The organism is Bifidobacterium apri (assembly GCF_009299485.1).
Classification (GTDB): Bacteria; Actinomycetota; Actinomycetes; order Actinomycetales; family Bifidobacteriaceae; genus Bifidobacterium; species Bifidobacterium apri.
In genome coordinates this window covers 41,224-67,668 of sequence record NZ_WBSO01000013.1, presented here as the reverse complement: position 1 = coordinate 67,668, position 26,445 = coordinate 41,224, and the positions used below count along the sequence as shown (strand labels likewise).

The 26,445-nt window shown below is 59.5% G+C and carries 20 protein-coding genes; 2 read left to right on the top strand and 18 right to left on the bottom strand.

What is annotated here, in order from left to right; genetic code table 11:
• Nucleotide 1: 1 nt before the first annotated feature.
• The 14 genes from trpB to DSM100238_RS07555 all read right to left on the bottom strand — a co-directional run bounded on the left by trpB (nucleotide 2) and on the right by DSM100238_RS07555 (nucleotide 15,585).
• On the bottom strand, nucleotides 2-2,095 hold the full coding sequence (trpB, locus tag DSM100238_RS07625) for a tryptophan synthase subunit beta (RefSeq protein ID WP_152356071.1): 2,094 nt from the start codon (nucleotides 2,093-2,095) through the stop codon (nucleotides 2-4).
• Nucleotides 2,096-2,199: 104 nt separating this feature from the next.
• Nucleotides 2,200-3,786, bottom strand: a complete 1,587-nt coding sequence (locus DSM100238_RS07620; RefSeq protein ID WP_152356070.1) for a chorismate-binding protein — start codon at nucleotides 3,784-3,786, stop codon at nucleotides 2,200-2,202.
• Complete coding sequence (hisI, locus tag DSM100238_RS07615) at nucleotides 3,783-4,205, bottom strand: phosphoribosyl-AMP cyclohydrolase (RefSeq protein WP_152356069.1); 423 nt, start codon at nucleotides 4,203-4,205, stop codon at nucleotides 3,783-3,785. Before hisI ends, DSM100238_RS07620 begins: the two co-directional genes overlap by 4 nt.
• A 204-nt stretch (nucleotides 4,206-4,409) precedes the next feature.
• Complete coding sequence (gene hisF / locus DSM100238_RS07610) at nucleotides 4,410-5,180, bottom strand: imidazole glycerol phosphate synthase subunit HisF (protein ID WP_152356068.1); 771 nt, start codon at nucleotides 5,178-5,180, stop codon at nucleotides 4,410-4,412.
• A gap of 117 nt (nucleotides 5,181-5,297) precedes the next feature.
• On the bottom strand, nucleotides 5,298-6,494 hold the full coding sequence (rlmN, locus tag DSM100238_RS07605; RefSeq protein WP_152356067.1) for a dual-specificity RNA methyltransferase RlmN: 1,197 nt from the start codon (nucleotides 6,492-6,494) through the stop codon (nucleotides 5,298-5,300).
• A 102-nt stretch (nucleotides 6,495-6,596) separates the two neighbouring features.
• Complete coding sequence (locus DSM100238_RS07600; RefSeq protein ID WP_152356066.1) at nucleotides 6,597-7,580, bottom strand: phosphatidate cytidylyltransferase; 984 nt, start codon at nucleotides 7,578-7,580, stop codon at nucleotides 6,597-6,599.
• Nucleotides 7,581-7,666: 86 nt separating this feature from the next.
• Entirely contained in the window at nucleotides 7,667-8,221 is a 555-nt protein-coding gene (gene frr / locus DSM100238_RS07595; protein ID WP_152356065.1) for a ribosome recycling factor, read from the bottom strand.
• A 91-nt stretch (nucleotides 8,222-8,312) separates the two neighbouring features.
• Nucleotides 8,313-9,053, bottom strand: coding sequence for a UMP kinase (pyrH, locus tag DSM100238_RS07590; RefSeq protein WP_152356064.1), 741 nt, complete (start codon nucleotides 9,051-9,053; stop codon nucleotides 8,313-8,315).
• A gap of 207 nt (nucleotides 9,054-9,260) precedes the next feature.
• Nucleotides 9,261-10,139 (bottom strand): translation elongation factor Ts, encoded by an 879-nt coding sequence (gene tsf, locus DSM100238_RS07585; RefSeq protein ID WP_152356063.1) that lies wholly within the window; start codon nucleotides 10,137-10,139, stop codon nucleotides 9,261-9,263.
• A gap of 85 nt (nucleotides 10,140-10,224) precedes the next feature.
• Nucleotides 10,225-11,040, bottom strand: coding sequence for a 30S ribosomal protein S2 (gene rpsB, locus DSM100238_RS07580; RefSeq protein WP_152356062.1), 816 nt, complete (start codon nucleotides 11,038-11,040; stop codon nucleotides 10,225-10,227).
• A 232-nt stretch (nucleotides 11,041-11,272) separates the two neighbouring features.
• Nucleotides 11,273-11,755 (bottom strand): peptide deformylase, encoded by a 483-nt coding sequence (locus DSM100238_RS07570; RefSeq protein WP_152356061.1) that lies wholly within the window; start codon nucleotides 11,753-11,755, stop codon nucleotides 11,273-11,275.
• Between the two features lie 3 nt (nucleotides 11,756-11,758).
• Nucleotides 11,759-13,774, bottom strand: a complete 2,016-nt coding sequence (locus DSM100238_RS07565; protein ID WP_152356060.1) for an AMP-dependent synthetase/ligase — start codon at nucleotides 13,772-13,774, stop codon at nucleotides 11,759-11,761.
• 53 nt (nucleotides 13,775-13,827) lie between these two features.
• Nucleotides 13,828-14,334 (bottom strand): hypothetical protein, encoded by a 507-nt coding sequence (locus tag DSM100238_RS07560; protein ID WP_152356059.1) that lies wholly within the window; start codon nucleotides 14,332-14,334, stop codon nucleotides 13,828-13,830.
• Between the two features lie 129 nt (nucleotides 14,335-14,463).
• Nucleotides 14,464-15,585, bottom strand: a complete 1,122-nt coding sequence (locus DSM100238_RS07555; protein ID WP_152356058.1) for a GuaB3 family IMP dehydrogenase-related protein — start codon at nucleotides 15,583-15,585, stop codon at nucleotides 14,464-14,466.
• 154 nt (nucleotides 15,586-15,739) lie between these two features.
• On the opposite strand from DSM100238_RS07555, the gene DSM100238_RS07550 reads away from it, so the two are divergent.
• Nucleotides 15,740-16,957, top strand: a complete 1,218-nt coding sequence (locus DSM100238_RS07550) for an NADP-dependent isocitrate dehydrogenase (protein WP_152356057.1) — start codon at nucleotides 15,740-15,742, stop codon at nucleotides 16,955-16,957.
• Nucleotides 16,958-17,044: 87 nt separating this feature from the next.
• A complete protein-coding gene (locus DSM100238_RS07545) occupies nucleotides 17,045-18,526 on the top strand; it encodes a substrate-binding domain-containing protein (RefSeq protein WP_240812405.1) in 1,482 nt (493 codons plus the stop codon).
• Between the two features lie 178 nt (nucleotides 18,527-18,704).
• Here the strand turns inward: DSM100238_RS07545 and DSM100238_RS07540 are convergent, their stop codons facing one another.
• The 4 genes from DSM100238_RS07540 to gltB form a co-directional block, all read right to left on the bottom strand.
• Nucleotides 18,705-19,100, bottom strand: coding sequence for a M23 family metallopeptidase (locus DSM100238_RS07540; RefSeq protein WP_240812404.1), 396 nt, complete (start codon nucleotides 19,098-19,100; stop codon nucleotides 18,705-18,707).
• A gap of 574 nt (nucleotides 19,101-19,674) precedes the next feature.
• Nucleotides 19,675-20,139, bottom strand: a complete 465-nt coding sequence (locus DSM100238_RS07535; protein ID WP_152356055.1) for a tripartite tricarboxylate transporter TctB family protein — start codon at nucleotides 20,137-20,139, stop codon at nucleotides 19,675-19,677.
• Between the two features lie 158 nt (nucleotides 20,140-20,297).
• Nucleotides 20,298-21,824 carry a glutamate synthase subunit beta gene (locus DSM100238_RS07530; protein ID WP_152356054.1) on the bottom strand — a complete coding sequence of 509 codons (1,527 nt, stop codon included), beginning with the start codon at nucleotides 21,822-21,824 and terminating at the stop codon, nucleotides 20,298-20,300.
• 1 nt (nucleotide 21,825) lies between these two features.
• Nucleotides 21,826-26,397 carry a glutamate synthase large subunit gene (gene gltB, locus DSM100238_RS07525; RefSeq protein ID WP_152356053.1) on the bottom strand — a complete coding sequence of 1,524 codons (4,572 nt, stop codon included), beginning with the start codon at nucleotides 26,395-26,397 and terminating at the stop codon, nucleotides 21,826-21,828.
• Nucleotides 26,398-26,445: the final 48 nt, after the last annotated feature.

The window sequence follows — 26,445 nt, the reverse complement described above, 5'->3', positions numbered from 1 at the left end:
GTCACTCTCCATCTACGCTTGTGCCGTGTGCGCCGTTTGCTTCCAGCGCTTTGCTTTGTTCGTCGGTCAGATAGCCGAACCATTTGCCTGCGGTGGCCACGTCCTTGTCTCCGCGTCCGGAGATATTGATCACAATCACCGGATCGGTATATCCCTTCGCTTTGAGATCGGCAGCCGCCTTGTACGCGCCTGCCACGGCGTGGGAGCTTTCGATGGCAGGGATGATGCCTTCGGTCTCGCACAGGTCCTTGAAGGCGCTCATCGCCTCATCATCGGTCGCATACGAGTACTGCACACGGCCGATATCCTTGAGCCACGCGTGCTCAGGGCCGACGGACGCATAATCAAGTCCCGCAGAAATCGAATACGTGTTCTTCGTCTGGCCTTCAGAATCTTCAAGCAGATAGGATTCAGCGCCTTGGAACAGACCGAGTTCGGCGGCACCCGGGGTCAGACGCACAGCATGCTCGCCTGATTCGATGCCATGCCCGCCGGCTTCGAAACCGTACAGATTGACACGGGAATCGTCGAGGAAGGCGTTCATGATGCCGATGGCGTTGGAACCGCCGCCGACGCAGGCGCAAATCGCATCAGGATGATCGATGCCGTAGATATCCTTGAGCTGCTCCTTGGCTTCTTCGCCGATGATCTTCTGGAAGTCACGCACGATGCTCGGGAACGGGTGCGGACCGCAGACCGTACCGAGCAGGTAATGGGTCGTCTCCACGTTGGTCACCCAATCGCGCAGCGCCTCGTTGATCGCGTCCTTGAGAATACGCGAGCCTTGCGTCACTTCGACGACTTCAGCGCCCAGCAGCCGCATACGGGCGACGTTCAACGCCTGACGCCGGGCATCGATCTGCCCCATGTAGATGCGGCATTTGAGGCCGAGCAATGCGCAGACCGTGGCGGTCGCGACACCATGCTGGCCGGCGCCGGTCTCGGCGATCACGCGCGTCTTGCCCATACGCTTGACCAGAAGGGCCTGTCCCAGCGCGTTGTTGATCTTATGGGCTCCGGTGTGGTTGAGATCCTCACGCTTCAGGAAAACGCGGGCGTTCAAACCGGTTTTGTCGTTCAGCCGCTCTGCGAAACGCGGCGCCTCGGTGAGTTTGGAGGGGCGGCCGACATACTGTTCGTTGAGCCGTTTGAGCTCTGCTTGGAACGACGGATCCGCTTTCGCTTCGTTGTAGACGCGCTCAAGCTCGTCCAACGCTCCGATCAACGCCTCCGGAACGAATCGGCCGCCGTACTTACCGAAGTACGGGCCCTGATGCTGTGACAATGGTGTGGATTCTGAGGCTTTCACGCGTTCTCCTGTCTGTATCAGCCTACGCACCGCCGCGGTATGGTCGTCAGCGGTTGCGACACCTTCACCGACCAGCACCGCATCGGCGCCGGCCCGCGCGTAATCCTCAAGTTCGACACTGCCGAACACGCCGGATTCCGCGACTTTGATCACGCTGTCAGGCAAATTGCCGGCAAGTTCCGTGTACTTGCTGACATCCACCTGAAGATTCTTGAGATTGCGGGCATTGATGCCGATGACCTTCGCCCCTGCTTGACGCGCACGGTCGATTTCCTCACGCGTATGGGTTTCGACCAGCGCCGTCATCCCCAGCTCATGGGTCAGAGCGAGCAACTGGGCGAGACGATCGTCATCAAGCGCCGCGACAATCAGCAGCACCAGATCGGCTCCATGCGCCCTGGCCTCCCAAATCTGGTAGGCATCGGTGATGAAATCCTTACGCAAGACCGGAATATGCACCGCTGAACGAACACGGTCGAGATCATCAAGACTGCCAAGGAAACGACGCCCCTCGGTCAGGACGGAGATGGCGCTGGCTCCCCCGGCTTCGTATTCGCGTGCGAGCGCTGCAGGATCGGGGATATCAGCAAGATGGCCCTTCGACGGCGAAGCGCGTTTGATTTCCGCAATCACCGGGATCGCGTTCGCGCGTTTGAGCCACTGCGTCGCATCGAGCGCCGGCGTCTGTGCCGCTGCGATTCGCTTCAGCTCGTCGAGCGGTGTCTGTTGCGCTCGTATATGCATGTCTTCCGTGGCTCCCGCCACGAGCTCGTCAAGTACTGACATTGTTCCTCCAAAAGTTGTACCGACAAAACTACCGGTATTGTCGTGCAGTTTCATACGGATTCTCGAATGCCGGCGTATGGGTGCGGCCGGCTGCGAACCGGCGGTCATGCCTCCGCATGGTGTGGATCCTCGGGTTGAAGGGAGCGCAATTGTGCGGCGATCTGGATCGCCTCGACACTCGCCTCGGCTTTGTTGCGCGTCTCCTGCCATTCATTGGCGGGTACGGAATCCAGTACGATGCCGGCTCCCGCCTGCACCGAGGCCTGATGGTCGCGGATGAACGCCGTACGGATGGTAATCGCCATATCCATGTTGCCGCTGAAATCGAAATATCCCGCGGTTCCACCGTAAATGCCGCGGTCTGCGGGTTCCAGCTGGTCGATGATATCGATGGCTTTGGGCTTTGGCGCTCCTGAGAGTGTGCCTGCCGGGAATGCCGAGGTGAACACGTCGAATACGGTTTTATCCGGGCTGACGGTACCGGTGACCGTCGAGCAGATATGCATGATGTGGCTGAAGCGTTTGATATCCATCAGGGAGACGACTTCCACACTGTCCGGGACGCATACGCGGCTCAAATCGTTGCGTGACAGATCGACCAGCATGATGTGCTCGCTGCGTTCCTTCGGATCAGCCAGCAGCTCCTGTTCCAGACGCGCGTCTTCCTCCGGGGTGGCCCCGCGTGGACGAGACCCGGCGATCGGGAAGGTCATCGCATGGCCGTTGTCCACTTTGATGAGCGTTTCCGGACTGGAGCCGATGACATTGAAGTCCCTGCCCTGTGCGTCCGTCAAAGCGAAGAAATACATGTACGGGCTTGGATTGAGTGTGCGCAATACACGGTAGACATCGATCGGATCGGCGGGTGAATCAATGTCAAGACGTTGCGAAATCACGACTTGGAACACATCCCCGTCGATGATGTGCTGCTTGGCCCGTTCGACCGCACGCTCATACTGCTCTTTAGGGGTGCGGAACCTCAGCTGTGGCTTGGGAACGCTCGGGTCGAGGATATTGACACGGGATTCGCCCTCCGCCGGGGTGGCTGCCTTGCGTTCCATGGTGTCAAGACGTTCGACAGCGCGATCGTATGCAAGATCGGCTCTCGCGGGGGAATCATCCATATTCACGGCGTTTGCGATCAGCCATACCGATCCGTTGACATGGTCGACGACGGCGATATCGGTGGCGAGAGCCAGAACCGTTTCCGGCTGCCCGGTTTCATCGGGTGCATTCGCGCTGAGTGTGGGTTCCCAGTGCCTGATGGCATCCCACCCGACCGTGCCGACCAGTCCGCTGGTCAGATTCGGCAATCCTTCGACATTGGGCGCTTTGAGCGCTCGCAGGGTGGCGTGAGCGACGTCAGCGACATCGCCGCTCGTGGGGATGCCTTTGGGAACAGTGCCGAGCCAGTTGGCTTTGCCATGGTCGGAACGCAGCTGTGCCATGGAATGTACGCCGATGAAGCTGTAACGGCTCCAAGATCCGCCGTATTCTGCGGATTCGAGGATAAACGTACCGCTTTTGCCTTCCGCAAGCCGCTCGTAGAATCCCACAGGCGTCAGCGAATCGGCGAGCAGTCTGCGTACGATGGGGATGACTCGGTACCCTTGATCAGCCAGTTCGTGGAATTGACGACGGTCCGGCCAGGTTTCGCCCCATCTGAGGTTGCTCACACTGCACGTGCTCATTGCTGCTCCTGTTCCTTTGTGCGATATCCGACCACCACCGGCAACGGACCGCCCTCCTCGAAGCATGACCGCTTGCCGGTATGGCATGCCGCTCCGACCTGATCGACCTCGACGAGGATTGCATCGCCGTCACAGTCGAGGCTCAATCCCTTGACATACTGGACATGACCCGACGTGTCTCCCTTGCGCCAGTATTCCTGTCGCGATCTTGACCAGAAGGTCACTCGCCCGGTGGTAAGTGTGCGCCGGAGGGCTTCATCGTTCATATAGCCGACCATCAGCACATCATGGGTGTCGTACTGTTGGATGACCGCAGCGACGAGTCCTTTGTCGTCACGTTTGAGCCTTGAGGCGATCCTTGGGTCGAGTACGGTGCTGTTATCGTATTGCGGCTGTGGATTATTGCCATTCGATGCCATGGGTTGTCGCTCCCTGTTTGTCTGCTTGTTGTTGGGATGTCCTGAGTGCCAAGCATCGGCGTGGGGATGACCCGTCCGCCGGTGCGGAAAGCGGGGTCTGCGAACCATGAGGACATGATCGGGGCCATATCTGGCTGCAGGGTGCGCGGCCATGACTTTGATGTGCCCGCATGTCCACGATGAATGCCGTGATGCCGAAGTGGGTCAGCGAACCGTATAGCCGGCTTTGCGCAGCTCGGCCTTGACCTCGCCGATGGTCATCTTCCCATAATGGAAGACTGACGCTGCGAGGACGGCGTCGGCACCTGCCGCGATCGCCGGAGGGAAATCCTCCGCCTTGCCCGCACCGCCGCTGGCGATGATCGGTATGGTGACTTGCGAACGCATTGCACGGATCATCTCAAGATCGAATCCGTTTTCGGTTCCATCAGCATCCATCGAGTTCAGCAGTACTTCGCCTGCTCCAAGTTCCTGGGCCCGGCGGGCCCACCAGAGCGCGTCGATACCGGTTGAATGCCGACCGCCCATGGTCGTCACTTCGAAGCCTGACTGGGTATGCTGCTCGCCGCGTTCACGACGAGCATCGACTGAAAGCACCAAGACCTGGCAGCCAAAACGCTGGGAAATATCGCTGATCAACGTCGGATTGTTGATGGCGGCGGTGTTCACGCTGACTTTGTCTGCACCGCACCGCAGCAACTGGTCGACATCGTCAACGGAGCGGACTCCCCCACCGACGGTGAGCGGAATGAACAATTGTTGTGCCGTCCTGTTGACGACATCAAACATGGTGCGGCGATGCCCCGTGGAAGCGGTGACATCAAGGAAGGTAAGCTCATCTGCGCCTTGGCGATAATACTCCGCCGCAAGCTCGACAGGATCGCCGGCATCGCGGAGGTTCTCGAAATGTACACCCTTGACCACACGACCTGCGTCGACGTCGAGGCACGGAATAACGCGAACCGCTAATGCCATGTGCGACTCCTTGTGTGAGGGTGAAGCTTGCCTACACGTCACACCATAGCTGTTGCCCTAGAGCAAATCCGCGGTCCGTCTCACCTAGTGGGCGTGGAACCGGATTTTGCTTGCTTGTCAAGCGGTCTTGCGGTATTTCGCCGAAAGTTGCCCGCATGCCCCGTCGATATCCTGTCCTCGAGTATCGCGCAACGTGGCGGTGATACCTGCACGGTGCAGGATATCAAGGAACTGACGCTCATCTTCCGGTTTCGACGCGGTCCACTTCGACCCCTCGATCGGGTTCAACGGAATGGGATTGACATGCGCCCAATCATCACCATAGTGGTTGAGCCGCTTCGCGAGCAGCCGTGCATGTTCCGCCTGATCGTTGATGCCGCGCATCAGCGCATACTCGATGCTGACCCGGCGTTTGGTCGCCAGGTAGTAGTCGTGGGCAGCATCAAGCACCTGGGTGGTGTTGAATCTGCGATTCATGGGCACGAGTTCGTCGCGCAGCGCATCGCTGGGGGCGTGCAGAGATACTGCGAGGCGCACGGGCAGCCCCTCTTGGGCGAGTTTGCGGATGCCTGGTACGACGCCGACCGTGGAGACGGTGATATTGCGCGCCGAGATGCCGAAACCTTCCGGCGGCATCGCGCTGATCTGTCGTACCGCGCTGATGACGGAACGGTAATTGCCCATGGGCTCGCCCATACCCATGAACACGACATTGCTCAGTCTGCACGGCCCGCCGGCGATTCCACCGTCGCGAGCCGTTTTCGCGGCGATGCGAACCTGCTCAAGGATCTCGCCGGTTGACATGTTGCGCGTCAGACCGAGCTGACCTGTGGCGCAGAAGGGGCAACCCATGCCGCAGCCGACCTGGCTGGAGATGCACAGGGTGGTTCTGCTGGGATACCGCATCAGCACGGATTCAATCATGGCTCCGTCGAACAGACGCCAGAGGGTTTTGATGGTTGTGCCGTCATCGGCGCTCTGATGGGTGACCTCGTGGATGAGTTCAGGGAAGAACGCCTCTTGTGCGGTCGCGCTGAGTTTCGATGGAAAATCCGTGAAGCTTGCAACATCGGTATCGTAATGTGCGAAATAGTGGTTTGCGAGTTGCTTGACGCGGAATTTGGGCATGCCGATTGCCTTCGCCGCTTGCTCACGCTCAGCGGCGTTCATGTCTACGAGGTGGATTGGCGGCTTGCCACGGCGGGCATGGTCCTTGGCGAGCACATCTTTGAAAGCGCCGGTGGTGCCTCCGGGCGTGATGCCGGTTTCCGGGGCCTGCTGTGTGGTGAGGTTGCCGTCATCGTGCGTGGTCAATTCATGCTCCTGTCTGCTTGTTTGACGGTCTGTCTGGATACCGTTATGCGGTGGTGATCATGGCCGGTGCTGGCCGACATGGCTGATGCTGCGGCGGGCGGATCACAAACCCGTAACGTAGAGCAGTGCCATCATGAACGGGGCGGTGAGCAGGATGGAATCGACGCGATCCATCACCCCGCCATGGCCCTTGAGCAGATGCCCCATATCCTTGATGCCGATATCACGTTTGAGCATCGATGCGCACAGGTCCCCGAACGTGCCCACGATACCCATAAGAATGCCCATGACAATCGGCACCCACCAGCGAGAAGCCCACAGGGACGGGTATGTGCATGCGAAGATGGCGAAGGCGCCTGCCATGGCGAACAGAATGGAGCCGAGCAGCCCTTCCACGGATTTCTTCGGCGAAATGCGTGGGGAAAGCTTGTGCTTGCCGAACCAGGCTCCGGCGAACAGACCGCCGGTATCGCTCAACGCGGGCAGGAACACGATCATGATGGCATGCGCGAAGGCATGCCCATGGAACGTCAGCGACAGCGCGATGAACGAGGCGATTAGCGGGATGTAGAGCACGGCGAATATGGAGACCGCCACACTGGTCAGACGGCTGTGCTGACCGGTTGCCGAAGCGTGGTTGAATGAGGATTCAAGCCGCGCGCCTGCGTTCGTCTGCGCAAGTTTCCGCTCGACTTCCATGCTCAGGCGATCGCCGAAGCTGAAATTCGCGGTCGCGCTCAGGGCGACGAGCACAATGGACAGCATAATGCACACCGCCATCGCTGAAACATGCCAAGGCGAATAGTAGGCCGCCAGCAGCGTGATGGTTGAACAGATCCAGAGCATCACCACGGGGATATGCATGCCGGCGATGGCGAAATCGACCCGCAACTCCCACAGGGCGAGCATCATGAACACGACGAGCAGCACCATGAACACATCCATGCTGATCGCCAGGCATGCGATGATGATGGCGATCAGCACGACGGCCGTGGCGATCGCCTGGGGCATATTGCGCCCCGTTTTCTTGTTGATTTCCTCTATCGTTTCGTCAGCGTTGCCGTCATGCTCTAAATGCTTGTCCATCATCGTCCCTTATCGGCCTACCATCGGAAAACGGGCCTCGACATACGCATGCACGGTATGATCGAGGCCCGCCATTTCATAGGTCCTCAGACCTCCATGATCTCCTTCTGCTTGGTTTCAAGCAGAGAGTCAAGTTCGTCCGTGAACTGCTTGGTGATTTTGTCGAGCTCTTTGAGCTGGCGGTCGCCGTCGTCCTCGCCCATGTCGCCGTCTTTGACGGACTTGTCGATGGTTTCCTTGGCCTTACGACGGATGTTGCGCACCGCGACCTTGCCGTCTTCGGCCTTGGCCTTGGCAATCTTCACATACTCCTTGCGGCGCTCCTCGGTCAGCTCGGGCATGGTGGCGTAAATCACGCTGCCTTCACGGCGCGGGCTCACACCGAGATCGGAATCGCGGATCGCTTTCTCGACGGCGTTGGCTTGGGAAGCATCGTAAGGGGTGACCGCCAAGGTGCGAGGCTCCGGAACACCGATGGTGGCGACGGCCTTGATAGGCGTTGGTACCCCGTAATACTCGACGGTCAGGCCGTTGAGCAGCGCCGGGTTCGCGCGGCCGGTACGGATACCGGTGAAGTTCTCTTTGGTGGCTTCGACGGACTTGCCCATCTGTTCCTTGGCTTGTTCGATGACTGTGGCCATGCTATCTCCTTTGGCGGGTTCCTGGTTGAACGACTGGTTGTTCTTCATTGTATCGTCATATGACGTCGAATCGGCACATGACGATACATGTTCAATCGACGAGTGTCGATTGTGCGGTCGACACGAGCGTGCCGAGTTGCTCGCCGAGCAGGGCTTTGGTCACGTTCCCCGGTTCTTCGAGCCCGAACACGCGAATCGGCTTGCGGTTGTCGCGTGCCATGGACAGTGCGGAAGCGTCCATCACCGCGAGGTTGTCGACGAGGGCGCGATTGTAGCTGAGTGTCGCGAAACGCTTGGCATTCTCGACCTTACGCGGATCGGCGGTGTATACGCCGTCCACGCCGTTCTTGCCCATCAGCACCTCGTCGCAATGGATTTCCAAGGACCGCTGGATGGACACCGTGTCGGTGGAGAAGTACGGCATACCCGCGCCTGCGCCGAAAATCACCACGCGGCCTTTTTCCAGATGCCTGATGGCTTTGAGCGGAATGTATGGCTCTGCCACTTGCCCCATGGTGATCGCCGTCTGCACGCGAGTGGCCTGGCCTTCCTGCTCAAGGAAATCCTGAAGCGCGAGGCAGTTCATCACCGTGCCAAGCATACCCATGTAGTCGCCACGGCTGCGGTCGATGCCGGCTTGCTGAAGTTCGGCGCCACGGAAGAAATTGCCGCCGCCGGTGACGATGGCCACCTGCACGCCCTGACGCACTGCGGGAACGATTTCCTGGGCGATACGACGCACCACCTTGGTGTCGATGCCGACCGCTCCCCCGCCGAACGCTTCGCCTGAAAGCTTGAGCAACACCCTGCGTGGCTTATCCGTGCCAGTCATATTTGGGCCTTTCTGTGCCGTCTTATCATTGCCGCCTATCCACTCTAGCGTCGATGAACGACAGACATGTGTATGGCAAGCTTTGGCGGACAGATATCAGATGTGATATGGAAAACCCGCCGTGCGTGCCACATGGCTGTGGTACACGGCGGGTTCGATTCAGCATCCGGGCATCAGATGATGCTCGGGACGGATGGTTGAGAGGACTCAGGCCTCTTCATCACCCTTGCCGACTTCGATGCGGGCGAACGCGATAGCCTTAGCGCCTGCTTCGTCGAAGAGCTTGCCGACGGTCTTGGAAGGATCCTTGACGTAATCCTGGTCCAGCAGCACAGCTTCCTTGTAGAAGGCGTTGAGACGGCCTTCGACGATCTTCGGGGCGATCTTGTCGATGACGGCCTGCGGCTTGCCCTTGGCTGCGAGTTCGTCTGAGGTCTTCTCGGTCGCAATACGGCGCTCGGACTCGAGCACGGTCGGATCGACGTCCTCACGGGTGAGCCAACGAGGGCTCATTGCGGAAATCTGCAGCGCAGCCTCGTGAGCGACCTTCTCGCCTGCCTCGTCCGTGGCGATCAGGGCCACGATGGACGGCGGCATCTCGGCGGACTTGCGGTGCGCGTAGATCTCGACATGCGGGCCGGCGATCTTGGCGAACTGACCGACCTTGACATGCTCGCCGAACAGCGCGGCTGCCTGCTCGATGTCCAGCTTGACATCGCCATCCGCTGTCTTCGCAGCAAGCACGTCGTCCACCGTGTTCGCGTCGGCGGCGATAGCCGCTTCGAGCACAGACTCGGCGAACTCGACGAACTTCGGGGTCTTCGCCACGAAATCGGTTTCGGAATTAATCTCAACGGCGTAGCCGACCTCACCGTCCGCGGTCTTGACGACCTTGGAAGCGATGGTGCCTTCCTGGGCCTTGCGGCCTTCACGCTTACCCGCGGCCGCGATGCCCTTGGCACGGATGATTTCCTTGGCGCGGGCGACATCGCCTTCGGCTTCGGTAAGAGCCTTCTTCACATCCATCATGCCGGCGCCGGTTTCTTCACGCACCTGCTTGATCAGAGCTGCAGTGATAGCTGCCATGTGTTGTCTCCTCTTGATTTTGAAGTGATACCCAGCGGCGGGAGATGGTTGGTCTCCCGCCGCCTAGGATAACAAATGCCGCGAATCAGGCCTCGGGCTCTTCGCTCTTGGCTTCTTCGGCCGGGGCAGCCGGGGCGTCCTTGGTCAGGAGCTCCTTCTCCCAAGCAGCCATCGGCTGCTCGGACTTGTCGTCTGCCTTGGCCGCCTTGCCGGAACGCTCGAGCAGGCCGTCAGCGACGGCGTCAGCCATCAGGCTGGTGAGCAGTTCGATGCCGCGGATGGCGTCATCGTTCGCCGGAATCGGGTAGTCGACCAGATCGGGGTCGGTGTTGGTGTCCACGATGGCAACCACCGGAATGCCCAGCTTGTGAGCTTCGGAGACGGCCAGCGCTTCCTTGTTGATGTCCACGACGAACAGCACCGAAGGGGTGCGGTTCATGTTGCGGATGCCGCCGAGCTGCTTCTCCAGCTTGTCCTTTTCGCGCTCAAGCAGCAGCAGTTCCTTCTTGGTCAGGCCGGAGCCGCGCACATCGGTGAAGTCCATCTCTTCGAGTTCCTTGAGACGGGCGACGCGCTTGGACACGGTCTGGAAGTTGGTGAGCATGCCGCCGAGCCAGCGCTCGGAGACATACGGCATACCGACGCGGGTCGCCTGGTTCTTGATGGCTTCCTGCGCCTGCTTCTTGGTGCCCACGAAAAGCACCGTGCCGTTGTGGGCGACGGTTTCCTTGATGAAGTCGTAGGCGGTGTCAATCAGATCAAGGGACTTGAACAGATTGATGATATGGATGCCGTTGCGCTCCATGAGGATGTACTGCTTCATCTTCGGGTTCCAACGGCGGGTCTGATGGCCGAAATGGAGACCGGCCTTCAGCATGTCGCTCATAGTAATCTGAGCCATGGTACTGCTACCTTTCATTGTCGGTTATTGCCTGGCCATGTGCCACCGCGTGCAACCTGATACCAGGCCGACCGACACGGGGCGTCGCGGACATGACGCGAATTATGCGCCGGTTAGGGAATTGATGCACCTCCGCCGCGCGACTGGCGAAGAAGCTGTGTGGCGCACGGGGCAAAATAATAGCACGGACCGGGGATTTCCCGGTCCGTGCCAACAACAGAGAGATATCAGCTCAGCGTTCTCCGCGCAACTGCCTCATAGCGGCTCTGCGTTCGCTTTTCTCCAGCCTGTCCAGATAGATATGACCGTCGAGGTGATCGGTCTCGTGCTGCAGCATTCTTCCCATGATGCCTTTGCCTTCAAGCACCACGGTGTTGCCATCGAGATCGATGCCGCGGACACGGGCGTAATCCGCGCGCCGCGTCTTGTACCACAGACCGGGCACGGACAGACACCCCTCATCCCCGTATTGTTCGCCCTGCTTGTCTTCGATCACCGGGTTGAGCACATATCCGACCTTGCCCTCGATATTGTATGAGAAGGCGCGCAGACCTACCCCGATCTGGTTTGCCGAAAGCCCGGCGCGGCCCGGATCGTCGACGGTGTCGAGCAGATCCTGGACCAGCCGTCGAATCGCCGGCGTGATGGTGGTGATTTCATCGCACGGGGTGCGCAGGATGGGGTCGGGAATCACTCGAATCTCACGGATTGCCAATTGTCACTTCTCCTCTGTCTTGGTGTTGTCCTCTGGTGTGTCGTCAGCTTCACTCTGCCGCTTGGCACGCAATTCGGACATATTCAACTTGGCTTGGTCAATGGCCTGCTTGACCTTCGGGCTGACGGTTTCGGAAACCTGAGACACCGTTTCCGCGGTCTTATCGAACAGCTTCACTGTCGCGGGAATCGGAGCCGACGGGCCCTTCGGCGTGTAGATGACATGCTCGATGATGTCGTCGTAATGATCGAGCACCTTCTTGCGCACGACTTTCATACTTGGGGTGAGTGTGCCCGCATCCTGGCTGAAATCATCGGGAAGAATCGCGAACTTGCGCACCGATTCCGCCCGGGAGACGGAACTGTTCGCCTGATCGATGTACTGCTGAACAAAAGCCCTGACCGCATCGTTGTCGGCGATCTGGTCCATAGACATGGCGGCGTCCATGCCCTGGTTGTTCAGCCAGTCACGTGTCATGTCCTCATCGAGCGCGATCAGCGCCGCGACGAACGGCCGTCCGTCGCCGATCACCACGGCATGCGAGACAATCGGGCAGGTGTTGATGGTGTCCTCCAGCGGTGCAGGACTGATGTTCTTTCCGCCGGCGGTGATGATGATGTCCTTCTTGCGGCCGGTGATGAACAGGAAACCGCGGTCGTCGATGGTTCCGATATCACCGCTGTGCAGCCAGCCGTCCGGTTCGAGGACTTCGGCGGTCAGCTCAGGCTGCTTGAAATAGCCCTTGAACACGTTCGGACCCTTGATTTCGACTTCGCCGTCATCAAGCGTCCTGATGGCGATGCCCGGACCAGGCCGGCCGACGGAACCCACCTCGTTCGCGTCTTCGAAATTGACCACACAGGGCGCCGCCGTTTCCGTCATGCCATACCCCTGGATGAACGTGATGTCGTCCATGCCGTTGAAGAAATGCGCAAGATCGGCGTTGATAGGCGCTCCACCGCATGCGAGGTACCGCAGATTCGGTCCGAGCGCGGAGCGGATCGACTTGCCGACAGTCGCCATGTAGAACCGATGGCGGATCTGCTCCCCCAGCGAATGATGGATGCGCTCGCCGTTCTCGTCCTTGGACCACTGCGCGAAATGCTTGAACGCCTTGGCGAATACCCGGCCTTGGAAACCGGCTCCGGCTTTCTGGGAAGCGGCGTTGTAGACCTTTTCGAAGACGCGCGGCACGCCGAGCAGATAGGTCGGTTTGAAACTGCGCAGATCGGCGAGCAAATGCTTGGCGGTGGGGATATACCCGACCACGCCTTGCGCACCGATCGCCGTGTACTGGATATAGCGGGCGAAGCAGTGAGCGAGCGGCAGGAACAGCAACAGACGGCTGGGCTGGTAGAGCATCTCGTCGAGGACTTCGTAGCCGTTGTACACGATATGGGTGAAATTGCGGCTGGTGAGCATGGCGCCCTTTGGCTTGCCCGTAGAACCGGACGTATACACGATGGTCGACACGTCATCCGCCTTGACTTTGGCGATGGCAGCCGCAAGATCATCATCCGTGACCGACTCGCCGAAATCAACCACGGCGTTGATCCCATCGGACTGGAAATTGAACACATAGGTCAAATCGGGGCTGTCGCGTCGAATGGCGTCGAGCGTATGGGCGTGGGCCTCGTCGCCGGCGAATGCGATAACCGGCTTGACGTCTTGCACGATGCTCGCAGCCTGCTTGGCGGAATCGGTCTCGTAAATCGGTACGGTGACCGCGCCGATCGCGGCGCATGCGAAGTCGACAATCGCCCAATCGTAGCAAGTGGCGGAATAGATGACCACCATGCTGCCGTGCTTGACGCCGATGCCCAACAGGCCGCGGGCGACCGCGCGGACGCGCTCGTCCATCTCGCGGGCACTGACGGTGTGCCAGACGCGATCGGGTTCGCTTTGCCATTCGGCGATGGCACCGTCCGGATCACGCTGGGCGCGTTTGGACAGCAGTGAGTAAACGGTGTCCTCATCCGTGGTCACGTAGATCGGATCAACAGAAAATTCTTTCAGCATGTGTTTAACTATAGTCCTATGGCTTGCCTGTACACTGTATGTTCGCTGATATGTCAGCCGATATCGGCAAGATAGCAAATCCATCGGCTTGCTTTTCGACGGAAAACGAGCATGGAATGGAACACCGCCGTGCCGATGTCCACATTGATGGTGCACTCCATGAGTTCACTGCTGACCAGAGCGAAGTGAATCCATTTCGGCATCGGCGGCACCTGCCTGATCATGGCGTTCTTCTCATCCTTCAGATTGAGGATGTCATAACATCCCACCAGTTGCCACATGAATTCCAAGCGCTCGACGCATTCCGGCGTCAGGTGTTTGCGCAGCAACGGCGTCACGCCGCGCCCGCGATAGGTATCGGCGAGCATGCAGGCCATGTTGTAGACGAGGAACGCGTATTCCTGACAGAATTTGACGCTGTACGTGTCCGGCGCCTCGGGGAAGAACCCGACGATGCGGACGGGAACGGTCATGCCGAATGAACCTACGGCGATATGTCCCTCCATTCTGGGCAGATTGCGTTCATACCGGTATGTCCACAGTTCGGTGGTGTCGTTCATGTGCTGATCCCCCTTCCGGGCTTCGTTGCCGTCGGCATATGTTGCATGACAAGTTCTAGGGGAACAAAAAAATCCCGCCATGTCAATCGCATGGCGGGATGATGTGGATAAGTGGATAACTTGTCGCGGTCAGCGGCCGGAGGACGTGACCACCACCGAGCAACGCTGGAAATTCTTCACGTCGACATAACCGGTGGACGCCATGGCACGGCGCAACGCGCCGATGAAATTGGTCGTGCCGTCGGCTTGATGGCTGGGTCCGTACAGAATCTCCTTGAGCGGAGCGACCGTGCCGACATTGGTCCGCTTGCCTCTGGGCAGTGTCTGATGCCGCGCTTCGGCACCCCAATGCATACCGTGACCGGGAGCCTGCGTGGCGCGTGCGAGCGGCGAGCCGAGCATCACCGCGTCGGCGCCGAGTGCGAACGCCTTGATGAAGTTGCCTGACGATCCCATGCCGCCATCGGCGATCAGCTGGACATACCGGCCACCGGATTCGTCCATGTAGTCGCGTCTCGCCTCGGCGATATCGGCGATGGCCGTGGCCATCGGCGCCTGCAGGCCAATGGTGTTGAGCGTACCCGACACAGCCCCGCCGCCGAAACCGACGAGCACACCCGCGGCACCGGTGCGCATGAGATGCAGCGCCGCCGTATAATTCGTCGCACCGCCCACAATGACCGGAACATCGAGATCATAAATGAACTTCTTGAGGTTCAGCGGCTCATGATCGGTGGAAACATGCTCCGCGGACACGGCGGTGCCGCGGATGACGAACAGATCCACACCGGCGTCGATAACCGTGGAATACAGCTCCTGCGTACGTTGCGGGCTCAACGCGCCGGCGACGGTCACACCCGCCTCGCGGATCTCATGAAGCCGTTGCGTGATCAGCTCAGGCTTGATGGGCTCGGCATAGATCTCCTGCATACGCCGAGTCGCCTGCTCTTCCGGCAGCGTGGCGATTTCGTCGAGCAACGGCTGCGGATCGTCATACCGCGTCCACAAACCTTCGAGGTCGAGAACGCCAAGACCACCGAGACGACCCATCTCAATCGCAGTTTCCGGGCTCGTCACCGAATCCATAGGAGCTGCGATGACCGGGATGTCGAACTCGTAGGCGTCAATCTGCCATGCCGTGCTGACGTCCTGCGGATCGCGCGTACGACGGGACGGGACGATGGCGACATCATCCAGAGAGTATGCGAGCCGGGCCTTCTTGCCCAGACCGATTTCAATTTCCTGAGACATGGTTTCAAGGCTAATGCGAACTCGTGACGAACGCCGCCGGCATTCCACCAACCGAAAACGTCCAACATCGTGGACGTGCTGACGCATTCGTAACGGGTTTGCGGTATGAATAAGATATCGCATAACCTTCACAACCCCGTGAGGAGGGCAATTCATGGCCAAGATAAAGGTCGAAGGCAAGGTCGTCGAACTCGACGGAGACGAAATGACCCGCGTGATTTGGAAGGATATCAAGGATCGGCTGATCCTCCCCTATCTCGACATCGACTTGGAATACTACGATCTGGGCATCAAGAACAGGGATGCCACCGATGACCAGGTGACCATCGATGCCGCCAACGCCATCAAGAGGGAACACGTGGGCGTCAAATGCGCCACCATCACCCCGGACGAGGCCAGGGTCAAGGAATTCGACCTCAAGAAAATGTGGAAGTCCCCGAACGGCACCATCCGCAATATTCTCGGCGGCACCATCTTCCGCGAACCGATCGTCATCTCGAACATCCCGCGTCTCGTCCCCGGATGGACGAAGCCGATCGTCGTCGCCCGCCACGCGTTCGGCGACCAGTACAAGGCGACCGATTTCAAAGTCGATCGTCCCGGTCGGCTGACCGTCACCTTCACACCTGACGACGGCAGCGAACCCATCGAGCATGTGGTGTTCGACTATCCGGGTGCCGGAGTCGCCCAAGTGCAGTACAACGTGGCGGAATCCATCCGCGGATTCGCGCGCGCATGCTTCCGGTACGGCCTTCAGCGCCACCTGCCGGTCTACCTGTCCACCAAGAACACGATCCTCAAAGCGTATGACGGCGAATTCAAGGACATCTTCGCCGAAGTGTTCGAAACAGAATTCAAAGACCAGTATGCGGCGGAAGGATTGACCTACGAGCATCGACTGATCGATGACATGGTGGCAAGCTCCCTCAAGTGGCATGGCGGATACATCTGGGCGTGCAAGAACTACGACGGCGACGTCCAGTCGGACAGCGTCGCCCAAGGTTTCGGTTCACTCGGCCTGATGACCTCCGTGCTGATGACCCCTGACGGCCAGACCGTTGAAGCCGAGGCCGCACACGGTACCGTCACCCGGCATTACCGTCGTTGGCTCAAGGGAGAGAAGACCTCAACCAACCCGATTGCGTCCATCTTCGCGTGGACCGGTGGCCTCAAGCACCGTGCCAAGCTGGACAACACGCCGGAAGTGGCGCATTTCGCCGAAACGCTCGAAAAGGTGATCATCAAGACCGTGGAATCCGGCCGCATGACCAAGGATCTGGCGATGCTGGTCGGTCCCGATCAGCCATGGCTCGACACCCAAGGTTTCATGGACGCCCTCGATGAGGAGCTGTCCAAGGCGCTCGCCGAATAGCGAAAGCCATTCGTGGAGGTATTGCCCGGGAACGCTACGCTCCCGGGCTTTGCTGTATCCGGTAATGTATAACATGCGTCAGTACGTATGGACGGAAAGGTTGATATGGGATTCCATCGCATCGGCACGTTGAAGGCTTTGGTCGCGTCAGTCGCATGCATCGGCCTGTTATCCATGGGCGCATGCGGCGCGAACAACACACCGCAGCCGACTGATACCGCCACCGCACGTCTGGGATCGGTGGCGATCTTCACCCCGTCCGACGGCATCACCATCTCGCAGCACACTCCGCTCAACAAGTGGGCGAAACTCGTGCCACAGATCAAGGACGAGCTTGTCGAAACGGGATTCGCCGCCAAACAAATCAGCACACATACCGACAGTAATCTCGACAAGCAAAGCCAAGACATCCAAGACTATGTCGTGTCCCGGGCAGCCGATACCGCTTCAACGGCCACCTCGGCGGACACAACCACCACCCTGATTGTCGCGCCGTGCGCGTCAACGGACAGCACCACAACGCAGTATGGCGACTACGTCACCACACCCTTGGACGCGGACGCCTCAAGCAACGCGGACACCGAGGCGGACCAGCGGCTGGCCAGCGCGTTGACGCTTGCGCGCAAATCAGGCATGCATGTCATTGTATTAGCCAATGACATCAGTGGATTCTCACCGGATGTGTTCGTCCAAATGTCCACGGCGCGCAAGATCGGGCAAATCCAGGCGAAGCAACTGGTCAGCAAATTGCAACTGGACTCCGCATCACCATCGAATCCCAAAACCATTGAAGTCTTCCTGCCTGTCGGTTCCGCCAAAGATGAGGACCAGTCCGTCTCCATGGCCTTCGCCAAAGAGGCGTTCAAAGGGATCTGGGATGTGCTCGGGCCGTATTTCAAGTCAGGGGCGGTGGTCAGCGCATCAGACACGCTCAACGCCTCCACGTCGGCGACAAGCTGGAGTTCCGTGGCTTTTACGGCGTCCGACGACAATGACATCACGCAAGAGCTTGATTCCAGATTGCAACCCGATGAAGACACGCAACCCGTTCATATCGACGGTATCATCGCGATGAACGACTACATCGCCTCGGTAATCGTCCAAGAGCTTGATGCGTTGGGGTACGAAGGGTCTTCGGCGGAAATCAACCCCTCGATATCGATTATGGGTATTGTCGGCAATCTCGCCGGTCATAAGGATCTGACCAAATCAGCAGTTCCAGCCCCGGCAGGTTCCCAGCCGTACGTGCCGGCTGACGATGACACCTTGCAATGGCCGATCGTCACCGGATACGGAGCGTACACTGATATGCTCCCCGAGATTGTGAACGGCAAGTTGTGGATGACCGCTCTCGAAGACCGTGCGACGCTGGCGTCCGGCATTGCGAGGGTGAGCAAGCGACTGGCATCCGGTGGGTCAGTCACCACACTGAAATCCGTGAACAAGACCACCATCAACGGCAAATCAGTGCCCACACTCACGCAAGCGCTTATCGCGGTCAGTGCGTCGAATCTCAAAAGCGAACTGATCGATACGGGGTATGTCACCTTGGCCGAGGCGGGCTTGTGACCCATCCGCCATACCGCGTGCGCAGCGCAGGCGATGACTAAGACAATCGCGGCTTGCAGCGGATTCGTTGCGGTTGCGTCTGCGCTGATGCCCGCCTGATGACGACAATCATTGGCTTGATATGTGCGAATACAGCGACAGAACGGCAGCATGCGATGTGTCGGGCGGCAAGCTCATGTCAAACAGGTTTGAGCGCTACCGATCTGGGAAGCACCAACAATGAAGGATCAAGGTATTCACCGGATGCATCCATAACACCCCAATGGACACAGATGTCAAGACAATGATCGGACAATCCTTCCGCGATGAAGCCGAATCGCCGTGATCTGCCGACGTGTTCGCCGACTTCCATCTCGCTGGTCGCGGGTTCGAATGTGGATGTCAGCCCGTCGTCATGCGCGATGCTGACCACTGACTTGCCGGCGACCGTACCACTGAACGCGATGACACCATCATCAGGGGCGATCAGCGGCGTGCCCAGGCTGGAAGCGATGTCCACTCCCCTATGGCCGGAAGACCAACGTGTGGCTGGGCGGTCGAACGCGTTGGTGATAGGAGCGTCGGCGACCGGCATGACCATCCTGGTGCGGCAAACGCCCGCTGATGTGGGCGGATTGATATCTGAGCCATCGCTGTTTCGTATGGGGATTGTGCTGCGCATCGACCCGGTTGCTGCAGACGCCATGATATCTGGTGTCATGATGCTTTGCGAATGCGAAGGTGATGATTGTAGGTCATGGGTTGATAATGTCAAGCTGCTCGCTGTTGTTGCGTTCCGGCATGATGCTGCAGCGCCGGCGATGGCGTACCGGTGCTGTGACGATGCCTGCAGGACCACAGGTCGTGAAGTGCCTGAATGCCAAGACGACGCTGCAAGAAGGCCGACAGATATGACGGCGATACAGATACCCCTGACAAGCCTTGCTGTGGACATAACACTCCCCCTCGATTGGATTATTGTCGTCTTGTCGATGAACCGGTGCGGACCAATGTACCTGCATCGTGTCATGGCAGCCAAGACCCAAGCAAGCAGCTTGCGCACATGTGGTCAAAAGAGGGGAAACGACCATGCCGGCATGTCCGCATATACGGACATGCCGGCATGGGAAGACTCAATCAATCCGGGCAATCACCACGGATACGGTCAATCAGATCGCGCATCCGTTCGCATCGAGATTCGGGTTGTCTTTCGAGTTGCCCGCGACGAAGAACAAGCTGATCACGGCGACGGCGAACACCGAAGCGATGGTGATGATCAGCCACATCGGCACGGATGGAATCCACATGATCACCAGGAATGAAACCGCGCACAGCAGAATCAGCGTCCACGTGATGATGCGGAACACCTGGCGGACCGAATGCGGGGTATGGCTCACCTTCGGATTGTTGAGGGTGATGTCCTCGTCTTCATGCCGTTCCTTCTGCACGTTGGACGACGGCTTCCACTCGCCTTCCTGCTCATGCTCCTCGAGACGGCGAGAACGTTCTTGCAGAGCATACTCATCGACGATGCCTCTGCGGTTGCCGCCCTGTGTCTCGTCGACCTGCTGTGGCACTCCTTTGTTCTGCTTGCTGCGCTTCGCTGCTGCGCGACGCTCTGCTCGGTTCGGCATTTCGCTCCCTTCGCGTTGTTAGGTTATCGGTCACTAGTGTACTCGTCCCGCAAGGATATCATCTCCAGCACAGTGCCGCTGAAGAAGAACCTGAACATGAATGGCGGCTGGAACCGGGGTGCATTGCTCCCGGTTCCAGCCGCCATCAGTGCATGCGATCAGCGGGGCAACATCATCGGCCGTTGGGTCGGCACAATCGGCGCCGGCAATTCGGTCGAACCGGTGAGATACCGGTCGACAGCAGCGGCGCAGCTGCGGCCTTCCGAAATCGCCCAGACGACAAGACTCTGCCCACGACCGGCGTCGCCGCACACGAAGACGCCGTCCTGAGAGGTCGCGAAATCGTTGTTGCGTGCGACATTTCCGCGCTTGTCCAGCTCGACGGGCATCTGCTCCATGATCGAAGAGGTGTCCGGATGCAGGAATCCGACGGAAATCAACACCAGATCCGCCGGAATGACACGCTCGGTGCCGGGTTGGCGGGTGAACGGCCCGTTCTCGCCGGGTGCGACATCCACGATCTTCAAACCAGTCACATGGCCGTGATCATCGGCGAGGAACGCGGATGCGGTAGCGGAGTGTTCCACCGTCACCTTGTCGGCGTCGGCATCTTCGAATTCGACGGAATCCACGTTGTACAGGTATGTGCCGCCCTCCTCCATCGAAGAGGTCTTCTGATAGGTGCGCGCAAACGTCGGCCACGGGGCATTATCCGGCCTGGAAGACGGTTCCTTCGGCATGATCTGCAGGACGGTGACGTCCTTGGCGCCTTGACGAATCGCGGTTCCCAAGCAATCGGAGCCGGTGTCGCCGCCGCCGATGACGACGACATGCTTGTCCTTGGCGGTGATGTCATGCACCGGATCCACGCCGTAGACACGTCGGGTCGCATCAGGCAGGAATTCCATGGCGAAATGAATGCCGTCAAGTTCGCGGCCCGGCAGTTTCATATCTCGTGGGACGGTCGAGCCGATGGCCACCACGACGGCATCATACCGGTCGCGCAGCTCATCCCAGCTGATGTCCTTGCCGATTTCGGTGTTGGTGCGGAATCGGGTGCCTTCGGCTTCCATCTGCTTGACACGACGATCCAGCAGATGCTTGTCCAGCTTGAAATTCGGGATGCCATAGCGCATGAGCCCGCCGATCGCGTCGTCACGCTCATAGACGACAACCGTATGTCCTGCACGGGTCAGCTGCTGGGCGCATGCCAGTCCCGAAGGGCCGGAGCCGACGACGGCGACGGTCATGTCGGTCAGACGCTCCGGAGGCATAGGCTTGACATAGTCCAGTTCCCACGCCTGATCGATGATGGTTTCCTCATCGTTCTTGATCATGGTCGGAGGCTGATGGATACCCAGCACGCATGCCTGTTCGCACAGCGCCGGGCAGATTCTGCCGGTGACTTCAGGGAAGTTGTTGGTCATGGAGAGGCGATTGTAAGCGTCCTCCCACTTCTCCTGACGAACCAGATCGTTGAATTCGGGGATGAGGTTGCCCAGCGGGCATCCGCTCATGCAGAACGGGGTGCCGCAATCCATGCAACGTGCCGCCTGTTGTGTGGTCCAAGGCTGCAGACCGCTCTCCGCATGAACGTCAAGCCAATCCTTGATACGTTCCTCGACCGGACGCTCGGCAAGCTCGCGACGGGTGCGGACCTTCAGGAATCCTCGTGGATCTCCCATATCAGTGTGCTCCTTCCATGACCTGCTCGTACACGTGCTCCCACGCGCCTGGTGCATTGAAGTCAACGTGGTTCTTCTTGGCTTGTTCCATCGCCTTGGTCATGGCGACGAAGTGCTTGGGCGTCACATGCGTGATGCGGGTGCGGGTGTGCTCCCAATCATCCAGCAGGGCTTGCGCGAACGCCGAGCCGGTTTCTTCGGCATGACGCTTGACAAGGCTGTGGACCAGCTCCTCGTCGGCACCCTCCAGCGGCTCGAACAGCAATGCGCCGCTCTTGCGCGCATCCGGGTTGATCTGCTGCATGTCGAGATCCAAGACGTACGCGTTGCCGCCGGAGAAGCCGGCGCCGAAGTTGCGTCCCGTGGAGCCGAGCACCACGACGACACCGCCGGTCATGTACTCGCAGCCATGGTCGCCAACGCCTTCAACCACGAAGGTCGCTCCGCCGTTGCGCACGGCGAAACGTTCACCTGCGCGTCCGGCCACGAACATCTCACCGGAGGTCGCGCCGAAACCGGTCACGTTTCCTGCGATCACGTTGGTATGCGGATCGAAGGTGATGTCATGCTCCGGGCGGATGATCATGCGGCCGCCAGACAGGCCCTTGCCTGCGTAATCGTTGACCTCACCGTAGACGCGGATGGTTTCGCCACGCGGAATGAACGCGCCGATGGACTGGCCACCTGAACCGTGGAAGGTCATGTCGATCGTGTCGTCAGGCAATCCCTCAGCTCCATAACGGCGAGTGATCTCGTACCCGACCATGGTGCCCAGCGTGCGGTTCACGTTGCGGATCGGCATCTCGATGCGGACAGGTTCCTTGTGCTCAAGCGCCGGCTGGGCAAGCTCGATGAGCTTGTTGTCCAGTGCCTTGTCCAGCTCGTGGTTCTGCTCGATGGTCTGATGCAGGATCGTTCCCGGAACGGGACCGGGTTGCATCAGCACATTGCTCAGATCGATGCCGTCGGACTTCCACCGCGCGACCGCATCGTTCTGGTCGAGGCACTCGACATGGCCGACCGCCTCTTCAAGCGTCCGGAAGCCGAGCTGCGCGAGGATCTCACGCACTTCCTGAGCGATGTACATGAAGAAGTTGATCACATACTCCGGCTTGCCGCGGAACCGGGCACGCAATTCAGGATCCTGCGTTGCAATGCCTTGCGGGCACGTGTTCTTCTGGCATGCGCGCATCATCACGCAGCCTTCGGTGATCAGGGCGGCGGTTGCGAATCCGAATTCCTCAGCGCCGAGCAGCGCCGCGATCACCACGTCACGGCCGGTCTTGAGCTCGCCGTCGCATTGGACGACGATACGGGAGCGCAAACCGTTAAGCACGAGTGTCTGTTGCGTTTCAGCAAGACCGATCTCCCACGGCGTGCCAGCGTGCTTGATGGCGTTGAGCGGAGCCGCGCCGGTGCCGCCGTCACTGCCGGAAATCAGCACCACGTCGGCATGGCACTTGGCCACACCCGCTGCAATGGTGCCGACACCGAATTCAGAGACGAGCTTGACATGGACGCGCGCCTTCGGATTGGCCATCTTCGCATCGTTGATCAGCTGCTTGAGATCCTCGATGGAATAGATGTCATGGTGCGGTGGCGGCGAAATCAGTTCGACGCCTGGCGTCGCATGACGGACCTTCGCGATCCACGGCGGAACCTTGGCGCCCGGCAGATGGCCTCCCTCACCCGGCTTCGCGCCTTGCGCGAGCTTGATCTGCAGGTCGGTGGCATGGACGAGGTAATCGCTGGTCACACCGAATCGCGCGGAGGCGATCTGCTTGATACGGCTGTAGCGAAGAGGATCGTTGATGCGGTCGTCTGATTCGCCGCCCTCACCGGAGTTCGACCTCGCGCCGATGGTGTTCATCGCGATGGCGAGCGTCTCATGTGCTTCCTGCGAAATGGATCCGTAGCTCATGGCGCCCGTAGAGAACCGCTTGACGATTTCGCTTGCCGGTTCCACTTCGGAGATGTCGATCGGCTTGCGGGTCTGCTTGAACTTCATGAGTCCGCGCAGCGTCATCAGCCGATTCGAGGTGTCGTTGATATGCGCCGAATACTTCTTGAACAGGTTGTAGTCGCCGCGTTGGGTGGCCTGCTGCAGCAGGAAGATCGCTTCAGGGTCGTTGAGGTGGTCTTCGCCTGTGCGACGCCACTTGTAGTCGCCGCCGGTGCGCAGATTGCGGTGCGGACGGCTCGTCCACTGGTTCGGGTAGGCCACGCGGTGCCTGATCGCCACTTCTTCGGCGATTTCGTCAAGCCCTGCGCCCCCGACACGCGATGTGGTGCCGGTGAAGTACTCGTCGATGACCTCTTGGTTGAGACCAACGGCTTCGAACAGCTGCGCGCCACGGTAGCTCATGATGGTGGAGACGCCCATCTTGCTCATGATCTTGAGCACGCCGGTGGACAGCGCATGCATGAGGTTCTTCACCGCTGTATGGGCATCGACCTTCAGATAGCCTGTACGTGCCAGCTCCTCGACCGATTCGAACGCGAGGTACGGGTTCACGCATGCGGCACCGTACGCGATGAGCAACGCGACATGATGGATTTCACGCACGTCACCGGCTTCGACGGCGAGCGAGACCTGAGTACGTGTGTGCTTGCGCAGCAGATGATGCTGCACGGCGCTCGTCAGCAGCAGGGACGGGATCGGGCCCCAGGTATGGTCGGATTCGCGGTCGGACAGCACAATGAAGTTCTTGCCTTGGGCGATCGCGTCATCGACTTCCTGGAAGATCTCATCCAAGCGTTCCTTCAGAGCCTTGCCGCCGCCTGCGACTTGGTACAGGCCGCGGACGACGAAGGGCTTGTAGAACCCGCCAAGGATCTTGGCTTTGTCCAGACGCTTCAGCTGGGCCATCTGATCGGAGTCGATGACCGGCAGCGGGATGAGGATCTTCTTGGCATGCAGTTCCGTGTCTTGCAGAAGATTCGCTTCCGGGCCGATCGCCGATTCAAGGCTGGTGACGATGCGTTCACGCTCCCAATCCAGCGGAGGATTGGTGACCTGTGCGAATTTCTGCGTGAAGTAGTCAAACAGCATGCGGCTGCGCTTGGACAGGACCGCAGGCGGAGTGTCCGAACCCATGGATCCGAGCGGTTCTTTGCCGGTGTTCGCCATCGGGGCGAGCAGCAGTTTGAGATCCTCTTCGGTATACCCGAAGGCGCGCTGCCTACGCTGAACGGACTGGCCGAAATGGCTGACATGCTCGCGGACCGGCAACTGGCTCATCTCGACGGAGTTGCCTTCGATCCACTTGCGATACGGATGCTGCGAAGCGAGGTCATGCTTGATTTCATCGTCAGGGACGATACGTCCTGCCTTGGTGTCGACAAGGAACATCTTTCCAGGCTCGAGACGACCCTTGGCCACGATATGGTCCTGACTGATTTCTGGCAGGACTCCCGCTTCAGACGCGAGCACCAGATAGCCGTTGTCCGTCAGCTGCCAGCGACCGGGGCGGAAGCCGTTACGGTCAAGCTGGGCGCCCACAAGCGTACCGTCCGTGAACACGATGTCCGCAGGACCGTCCCAAGGCTCAATCAGCGTGTTGTTGTACTCGTAGAACGCTTTGACTTCCGGGTCGAGCGTGTCATCGTTCTCCCACGCAGGCGGCAGCATCATAAGCAGCGCGTGCGGAAGGCTGCGCCCGGCGAGATGCAACAGTTCCAGGCACTCGTCGAAAGTGCCTGAATCCGAATATCCTGGTGTGGCGATCGGCAGCAGCGGCTTGAACTCGCCGAGCAGTTCGGAGCTGAGACGACCTTCACGGGCCGACAGCCAATTGCGGTTGCCTTGGATGGTGTTGATCTCGCCGTTGTGCGCGATCAGGCGGAACGGCTGGGCAAGAGGCCAGCTCGGGAACGTGTTCGTGGAGAAGCGCGAATGCACGATGGCGATGGTCGTCTTCATCCGCTCATCCAGCAGATCGGGGAAGAATCCCGTCAGCTGCATGGTGGTGAGCATGCCCTTGTAGGTGATGGTGCGGGCGGACAAGGACGCGAAATAGATGCCGACCTCATGTTCGACGCGTTTGCAGATGCGGAAGGTCTTGCGGTCGAGGTCGATCCCTGAAAGTTTGTTCTCAGGGTCGGCGACCACCAGCGTCTTGAACGAAGGCATCGATGCCAAAGCCTGCAATCCGAGACCGTCTGGGTTCGTCGGGACGACGCGCCACGCAAGCACTTCGAGGCCTTCTTCGTTGACGATCTTGGCAATGGCTTGCTCCTGTTGGCCGGATGTCGCAATATCGCGATCCAGGAACGCGATACCCGCGGCATAATGACCGGCCTCGGGCAGTTCCACACCGGCGGTCGCGCGCATGAACTCGTCAGGCATGGCCATGAGGATGCCGGCGCCGTCACCGGTGTTCTCCTCAGCACCGACCGCACCGCGATGATTGAGGTTCACCAACACCTCGATGGCGTCATCGACGATCTTGCGTTCGGGACGCTTGTTCAACGTGGTGACCATGCCGACACCGCAGGCATCATGTTCTTGGGAAGGGTCATACATGCCTTCCGGGCGATGAACCGTCAAATCTAGCGGAGCTTTGAACGTCACCGAAACCACCTCTCTTTAGGCAGGACAATGCCTGCGACCCAATACACT

What these genes read in the sequence shown, in the direction of transcription:
- DSM100238_RS07540 (WP_240812404.1), bottom strand. Translation starts at nt 19,100, where the DNA reads ATGCCGGTCGCCGACGCTCCTATCACCAACGCGTTCGACCGCCCAGCC.
- DSM100238_RS07530 (WP_152356054.1), bottom strand. Translation starts at nt 21,824, where the DNA reads ATGGGAGATCCACGAGGATTCCTGAAGGTCCGCACCCGTCGCGAGCTT.
- pyrH (WP_152356064.1), bottom strand. Translation starts at nt 9,053, where the DNA reads ATGACTGGCACGGATAAGCCACGCAGGGTGTTGCTCAAGCTTTCAGGC.
- trpB (WP_152356071.1), bottom strand. Translation starts at nt 2,095, where the DNA reads ATGTCAGTACTTGACGAGCTCGTGGCGGGAGCCACGGAAGACATGCAT.
- DSM100238_RS07550 (WP_152356057.1), top strand. Translation starts at nt 15,740, where the DNA reads ATGGCCAAGATAAAGGTCGAAGGCAAGGTCGTCGAACTCGACGGAGAC.
- hisF (WP_152356068.1), bottom strand. Translation starts at nt 5,180, where the DNA reads ATGGCATTAGCGGTTCGCGTTATTCCGTGCCTCGACGTCGACGCAGGT.
- DSM100238_RS07600 (WP_152356066.1), bottom strand. Translation starts at nt 7,580, where the DNA reads ATGGACAAGCATTTAGAGCATGACGGCAACGCTGACGAAACGATAGAG.
- DSM100238_RS07565 (WP_152356060.1), bottom strand. Translation starts at nt 13,774, where the DNA reads ATGCTGAAAGAATTTTCTGTTGATCCGATCTACGTGACCACGGATGAG.
- rpsB (WP_152356062.1), bottom strand. Translation starts at nt 11,040, where the DNA reads ATGGCTCAGATTACTATGAGCGACATGCTGAAGGCCGGTCTCCATTTC.
- DSM100238_RS07545 (WP_240812405.1), top strand. Translation starts at nt 17,045, where the DNA reads ATGGACGGAAAGGTTGATATGGGATTCCATCGCATCGGCACGTTGAAG.
- DSM100238_RS07555 (WP_152356058.1), bottom strand. Translation starts at nt 15,585, where the DNA reads ATGTCTCAGGAAATTGAAATCGGTCTGGGCAAGAAGGCCCGGCTCGCA.
- DSM100238_RS07560 (WP_152356059.1), bottom strand. Translation starts at nt 14,334, where the DNA reads ATGAACGACACCACCGAACTGTGGACATACCGGTATGAACGCAATCTG.
- hisI (WP_152356069.1), bottom strand. Translation starts at nt 4,205, where the DNA reads ATGGCATCGAATGGCAATAATCCACAGCCGCAATACGATAACAGCACC.
- tsf (WP_152356063.1), bottom strand. Translation starts at nt 10,139, where the DNA reads ATGGCAGCTATCACTGCAGCTCTGATCAAGCAGGTGCGTGAAGAAACC.
- frr (WP_152356065.1), bottom strand. Translation starts at nt 8,221, where the DNA reads ATGGCCACAGTCATCGAACAAGCCAAGGAACAGATGGGCAAGTCCGTC.
- DSM100238_RS07535 (WP_152356055.1), bottom strand. Translation starts at nt 20,139, where the DNA reads ATGCCGAACCGAGCAGAGCGTCGCGCAGCAGCGAAGCGCAGCAAGCAG.
- DSM100238_RS07620 (WP_152356070.1), bottom strand. Translation starts at nt 3,786, where the DNA reads ATGAGCACGTGCAGTGTGAGCAACCTCAGATGGGGCGAAACCTGGCCG.